Genomic DNA, 6,321 nt, shown 5'->3' on the forward strand with positions numbered 1-6,321 from the left:
TAGCAAGAGATCGCAATGGGAAAGCAGGCAGCGTCTCAAACTCTGAATCAATGGCACGCATTATCAGTTGAGTATGCGCTGGAGCAGCTTGATGCATCAGCGGAGGGGCTTTCTCCTGCCGAAGCAGCGAAGCGGCTCGAGGAATACGGCCCCAATCGCCTGCCGGAAGCTGCGCGACGCAACGGTTTCGTGCATTTCCTGCAGCATTTTCATCATATCCTGATTTACGTACTAATCGGCGCCGCAGCGATTACTGCAGCGCTCGATCACTGGATTGATACTGGCGTTATTCTGGCTGTGGTTGTCGCCAATGCTGTCATCGGCTTCATTCAAGAAGGCAAAGCGGAAAAGGCGATGGATGCAATTCGCCAAATGCTGGCGCTCCGTGCCAATGTGATTCGGCAAGGAGAACGACACAGCATAGAAGGCGAAGAACTTGTTCCCGGTGATATCGTTCTGCTTGAAGCGGGAGACAAGGTACCCGCTGATCTGCGCTTGCTGACTGCGTATGGCATGTCGGTGCAGGAGGCTATTCTCACCGGCGAATCTGTGCCCGTTGAGAAACACGCCGGACCGGTTGCAGGAGATGTCCCTTTGGGCGATCGATCGTGCATGGCCTTTTCCGGCACTCTATTGACGACCGGCCAGGGTAAAGGGGTTGTCGTTGGCACCGGCAGTCAAACCGAGATCGGACGCATCAGCGGACTACTTTCAGAAGTTGAAACGCTGACGACGCCGCTCGTGGCCCAGATGGGGGTCTTTGCGAAATGGCTGACGATCTTGATTCTGCTGATTGCCGCGCTGCTGTTGGCCTATGGCTATTTTGTCAGTCACTATGAATTCGCGGAAATGTTCATGGCTGTGGTTGGGCTATCAGTCGCCGCGATCCCGGAAGGTTTGCCCGCGATATTGACCATTACGCTGGCGATCGGCGTTCAGGCGATGGCGCGACGCAACGCTATCGTGCGACGCTTGCCAGCAATCGAGACGCTGGGATCGGTCTCCGTTATCTGCACCGACAAAACCGGCACGCTCACACGCAATGAGATGATGGTCGCCTCTGTGCTTACCAGCCAGCATCTCTTCGCTGTGGAAGGCGACGGCTATGCGCCCAAGGGTCTTCTCCAGCTGGAAGATGCGGATGTGGCACCGGCCGAACATACCGTGCTTCAGGAACTCGCCCGTGCGGCTAAACTATGCAACGATGCGTTCTTGCACGAGCATGAAGGCGTATGGGTAGTGGAGGGGGATCCTATGGAAGGGGCACTCCTCGCCTTCACCGGAAAAATGGATGTGGATGCCCGCAAGACCCAAGCCGATTGGACACGAACCGACGCGATCCCGTTTGACGCCAAGCACCGCTTCATGGCGACACTGAATCATGACCATGAACGCCATGCGTTCATATTCGTCAAAGGCGCGCCGGAACAGATACTCGCCATGTGTCAGGATCAGCGCGACACAGACGGCAATACGGAAGCCCTGGATGTCGATTACTGGCAGACCAACGTAGAAGCTATTGCAGCGCTTGGGCAGCGCGTACTCGCCTTTGCCATCAAACCGGTGCAGTCGGAACATACGGTGCTCGAGCATGGGGATATTGAAGATACGCTGACGCTGCTCGGCATGACGGGGATGATCGACCCACCCCGTGTGGAAGCGATTACGGCAGTCGGGGAATGCTACGGCGCCGGTATTCGCGTGAAAATGATTACCGGTGATCATGCGAAAACGGCCGCTGCTATCGGCAAGCAAATCGGCTTGCAAAACCCGGAACAGGTCCTGACCGGAAATGATCTTGACGACATGGATGACGCCGCGCTGCATCAGGCCGTTCTCGATTGTGACATCTTCGCTCGCACGAGCCCGGAACATAAGCTGCGGCTGGTTATGGCGTTGCAGTCGCATGGCATGACCGTGGCGATGACCGGTGACGGTGTGAACGATGCACCTGCTCTGAAACGTGCCGATGCAGGTATTGCCATGGGTATGAAAGGCAGCGAAGCAGCGAAAGAAGCGGCGGACCTTGTATTAGCGGATGACAATTTTGTTTCCATTGCCGCAGCAGTGCGTGAAGGCCGCACTGTTTACGACAACATCAAGAAGGTAATCAGCTGGACGCTTCCCACTAACGCTGGCGAAGCCATGACCATTATCGTGGCATTGCTGGCGGGAATGACGCTGCCGATAACGCCCGTCCAGATTCTGTGGGTCAACCTTATAACCGCTGTGACGCTAGGCGTCGCCCTTGCGTTTGAACCGACAGAAGAAGGGACCATGCGCCGTCCGCCCCGCCCACGCGATGAACCGCTGCTAACTGGCGGACTGGTCTGGCATATCGTGCTGGTATCATTACTGTTCCTTTGCGGTGTGTTTGGTATGTATCACTATGCGATTGACCGCGGTTATTCTGTGGAACTCGCCCGTACGATCGCACTCAATACGCTCGTGGCGATGGAAATATTCCACCTGTTCTTTATCCGAAACATTTATGGCACCTCGTTGACGTGGAAGGCCGTGCGCGGGACCAAAATGGTATGGACGGTGGTCATTGTGATTACTGTCGCGCAATTCGCCATTACATATCTTCCGCTCCTGCAGGCTGTATTTGCCACAGAGGCCATCCCGTTCCGGGATGGTCTATTGATCGTGTGTGTCGGAGTGGCGCTGTTTGCGATCATTGAAACTGAAAAACAGATTCGCCTTCGGGCATCGCAAACGATGAGTAATCATCACACCCGACCTTAGCTTCGTTCACGCTTCGCCGTTTCATGAACTGACTGCACTCAATACCCTTGCCGCAGTAATCGGCTCCATGGGCTTGTCGCTGCGCCAACCGATGATCGTCAGCTTCATTGCGGTCGGTGTGCTGGCTGGCCCGTCCGCCCTCGGGATTGTGCATCTCGCCAACATATTGAACCGCTAGCAAAGTTGGGCATTGCCATATTGCTGTTTCCGGTCGGCCTTAAGCTAGTTTTGAAGCTGATCCGTACCTTGGGCCCTGTGGCATTGGCAACCGGCTTGAACACTGACAGCCCGCTGAGCTCTTCTACCAAGTAACCATATTACAATTGACGAGCGGCCATACGTATGAAGATACGTCTCCGGTCTTCAAGTTTACCGAGCATATTTTCGATTTTGTTTCGCTGGCGATGGAGGCCCTTGTCGAAGTTTGCGCTCAGTAGCAACTCTACCGGGGCGAGATGAGCGGAAATCGGAACAACTACGCGACATTGCGTAAAGACGCGCATTTGTCCGTTCGTTATCCTGCCTAGGCAGAGTATTTCCTCCAGCTGGAGAGTTTCGATATGGATAACCACATGAAAGCGGCGATTTTCATCGAGCCTGGCAAGATCATCCTCGGTGAAAAGCCCATCCCCGACATCGGACCACTGGACGCGCTGATCCATATCACGACGACAACGATATGCGGCACCGATGTGCATATTTTGAAAGGTGAATATCCGGTGGAGCGTGGCTTGACTATCGGTCATGAACCGGTCGGAGTGATCGAGAAGCTCGGTTCTGCGGTCGAAGGGTTTGAGGAGGGTCAGCGCGTCATTGCCGGAGCGATTACGCCAACCGGATCATCCTATGCATCCATGTGCGGGTTTCATTCCCAATGCGGTGGTCAGGAAGCGCATGGCTGGAAGGCCATTGGCGGCTGGCGGTTCGGCAACACCATTGACGGTGCTCAGGCAGAATATTTGCGGGTTCCGGATGCGATGGCCAATCTGGCCCCGGTGCCGGATGGATTGACCGATGAACAGGTTCTGATGTGCCCGGACATCCTTTCAACCGGTTTCAGTGGTGCGGAATCGGGTGGTATCAGGATCGGAGACAGTGTCGCAATATTCGCGCAAGGACCCATCGGCCTGTGCGCGACAGCCGGTGCAAAGATCATGGGCGCCACGACCATCATTGCGGTTGAATCCGTTCCGGAACGCATGGAAATGGCCCGGAAAATGGGCGCGGACCATGTTATCGATTTCAGCAAGGTGGATCCGGTCGATGAAATCAGTCGCATCACCGAAGGTCGCGGTGTCGATGTTGCCATTGAGGCCTTGGGCAAAAAGCAGACCTTCGAAGCTGCTTTGCGGGTTTTGAGACCCGGCGGAACCCTGTCTTCACTCGGCGTATATTCCGAAGATCTGACGATCCCTCTGGACGCTTTTTCGGCCGGACTGGGGGACAATAAAATCATCACAACGCTCTGTCCGGGCGGCAAAGAACGGATGCGCCGGTTGATCGAAGTGGTCGGATCGGGTCGGGTTGACACCAGCGCCCTCGTCACGCATCATTTTTCCCTGGATAATATTGAAACAGCTTATGAGCTATTCGCCAACCAGCGCGATGGTGTCCTGAAAATCGCTATCAAGCCGTGAGTACAACCAATGGATCGATCAGACTGGTCTCTCCCTATTGATCGATACTGAGCCTATTGCATCTGAGACATCAATGAGATGACTTCGCTGTCTCTGGTTTGGTCAAAATCACGATAGAAGGAACCGACTGCACCAAATGGGCTGGGGGTGTACATCGCTGAAGGCCACCATCACGGCATCGACCGGATCTCGGCGGAATATTTTGAAAGCTGATATCGCTCATAATATATGCCGCGGACCAGCGTGGGAAGCTGCGCCGCAAATTGCGCGTTTTCATTCACCTGCAAACGATCCCTGAGTGTGTGTGAAGTGTGGAACGCAAGAGCGTGAAGGCGCGATGCTTGTCTTCCCAGTCCAGTTCAAACATGACATCATTCACCCAGATATTGGCATCCTGAATGGCTTTGTCGAATATCGGTAGTCCCAAGCCGGTCATCTTCATCATCCTTTATGCTGCAGCTCTGAGCGATAGCCGTTTGCGGACAGCAAGGGATTTTAGCTGCTGCCGGAGACGGCCAAAATCTCCTCAACATATTTCCTTTACCGGATAATCAAATTGGCCGCATTCGTGGATATTACTCAGCGGAAACTACGCAACCAAATTCACCGGCATGTTGGAAGCCCGGATATCAGGAAGTCTACGTATGCCTGGCTTTTCGCGAAATGCGTAGAATTGACCCTTGATCGGGCGATAGAGGTTTTTGGCGGTCCACCGGCAGCGGGGACAATTATTGCCAAAAGGCACGGTGAAAGCCAACCTTGCCAATCCGGGGAGTGATGAATGAACTTAGCCCAGACGGTCGCTGCGGACGCGCATATCGGGCTGACCGGTGAGCAGGCCGGGGAACGGTTCTTGCGCGACGGGCCGAATGAATTGCCCCATCGGGACGAGCGATCATCCCTGCGGATAATTGGCGACGTTTTGCGCGAACCGATGCTGGCTCTGTTGCTGGCGGCAGGTCTTGTCTATCTGCTGCTGGGAGACAAGATCGAAGCCATATTATTACTCTGCTTTGCCACATTTTCGATTGCAATTTCGGTCGTTCAGGAAGCCCGGAGCGAACGCGTTCTGGCGGCCCTGCGTGATTTGTCGAGTCCGCGTGCGCTGGTGATCCGCGATGGCAAGCGACAACGCATTGCGGGACGCGAGGTCGTGATCGGTGACGTCATCATCCTGGAACAGGGAGGCCGCGTGGCCGCTGATGCCGTGCTATTATCCGCTACGGAACTTGAAATCGACGAATCGCTGTTGACCGGCGAATCGCTCGCCGTTCACAAACTGGTCGACGCAGAGGTTTTCTCGGGGACACTGGCCGTTCGCGGTACCGGTGTCGCCCGCGTCATTGCGGTCGGCGGGCAAACACGGATTGGCGAGATCGGCGGACATCTCGCCAATATCAAAACCGATTTACCGCGACTGCGCCGGGAAACCGGTCTCATTGTCAAGCTGGCCGGCATCGGCGGTATCCTTGTCGCCGCTTCGGTATCGCTCATATATGGTTTATTCCACGGTGGATGGCTTGATGCCGTGCTGGCTGGCATTGCCATCGGGATGGCAATGTTGCCGGAGGAATTTCCGGTGGTCCTTGTCACCTTCATGGCCATGGGTGCCTGGCGGATATCAAAGGCGAATGTGCTGACCAGGCGGTCGGCTGCGATCGAGACGCTGGGGTCAATCACAGTCTTGTGTACCGACAAGACTGGGACCCTGACCGAAAACCAGATGGTGGTTTCCGCGCTCTGGTTGCCGGGTGGAAACGATCTGACGGTCAATCGAAATCAAATACTCCCGGACGCGTTTCATCCTCTGCTGCGGACAGGCCTGTTGGCCAGCGAGGTCGAACCCTCGGATCCGATGGATATCGCGATCCATTCCGCCGCGTCCGCTTTGTTGCTGGTGCATGACCAGTCAGATGAACAAAATTGGGAACTGGAT

The 6,321-nt window shown here is 55.2% G+C and carries 5 protein-coding genes; 3 read left to right on the forward strand and 2 right to left on the reverse strand.

The window, feature by feature from the left end:
* Positions 1-15: 15 nt before the first annotated feature.
* Together ACEW8J_RS15115 and ACEW8J_RS15120 are read left to right on the forward strand one after the other, a co-directional pair.
* Positions 16-2,748: a cation-transporting P-type ATPase gene (locus tag ACEW8J_RS15115; protein WP_373492470.1), complete on the forward strand. Its 2,733-nt coding sequence runs from the start codon at positions 16-18 to the stop codon at positions 2,746-2,748.
* A gap of 572 nt (positions 2,749-3,320) precedes the next feature.
* Positions 3,321-4,385, forward strand: a complete 1,065-nt coding sequence (locus ACEW8J_RS15120; RefSeq protein WP_373492471.1) for an NAD(P)-dependent alcohol dehydrogenase — start codon at positions 3,321-3,323, stop codon at positions 4,383-4,385.
* Between the two features lie 170 nt (positions 4,386-4,555).
* On the opposite strand, the gene ACEW8J_RS15125 is transcribed toward ACEW8J_RS15120, so the two are convergent.
* Positions 4,556-4,666 carry a hypothetical protein gene (locus ACEW8J_RS15125; protein WP_373492472.1) on the reverse strand — a complete coding sequence of 37 codons (111 nt, stop codon included), beginning with the start codon at positions 4,664-4,666 and terminating at the stop codon, positions 4,556-4,558.
* A complete protein-coding gene (locus tag ACEW8J_RS15130; RefSeq protein ID WP_373492473.1) occupies positions 4,663-4,821 on the reverse strand; it encodes a hypothetical protein in 159 nt (52 codons plus the stop codon). The genes ACEW8J_RS15125 and ACEW8J_RS15130 overlap by 4 nt, the downstream gene beginning before the upstream one ends.
* 345 nt (positions 4,822-5,166) lie before the next feature.
* Here ACEW8J_RS15130 and ACEW8J_RS15135 point away from each other — a divergent pair.
* A partial coding sequence (locus tag ACEW8J_RS15135) for an HAD-IC family P-type ATPase (RefSeq protein ID WP_373492474.1) occupies positions 5,167-6,321 on the forward strand: 1,155 nt, incomplete at its 3' end.

It is taken from the genome of Parasphingorhabdus sp. (genome assembly GCF_041748495.1).
GTDB lineage: Bacteria > Pseudomonadota > Alphaproteobacteria > Sphingomonadales > Sphingomonadaceae > Parasphingorhabdus.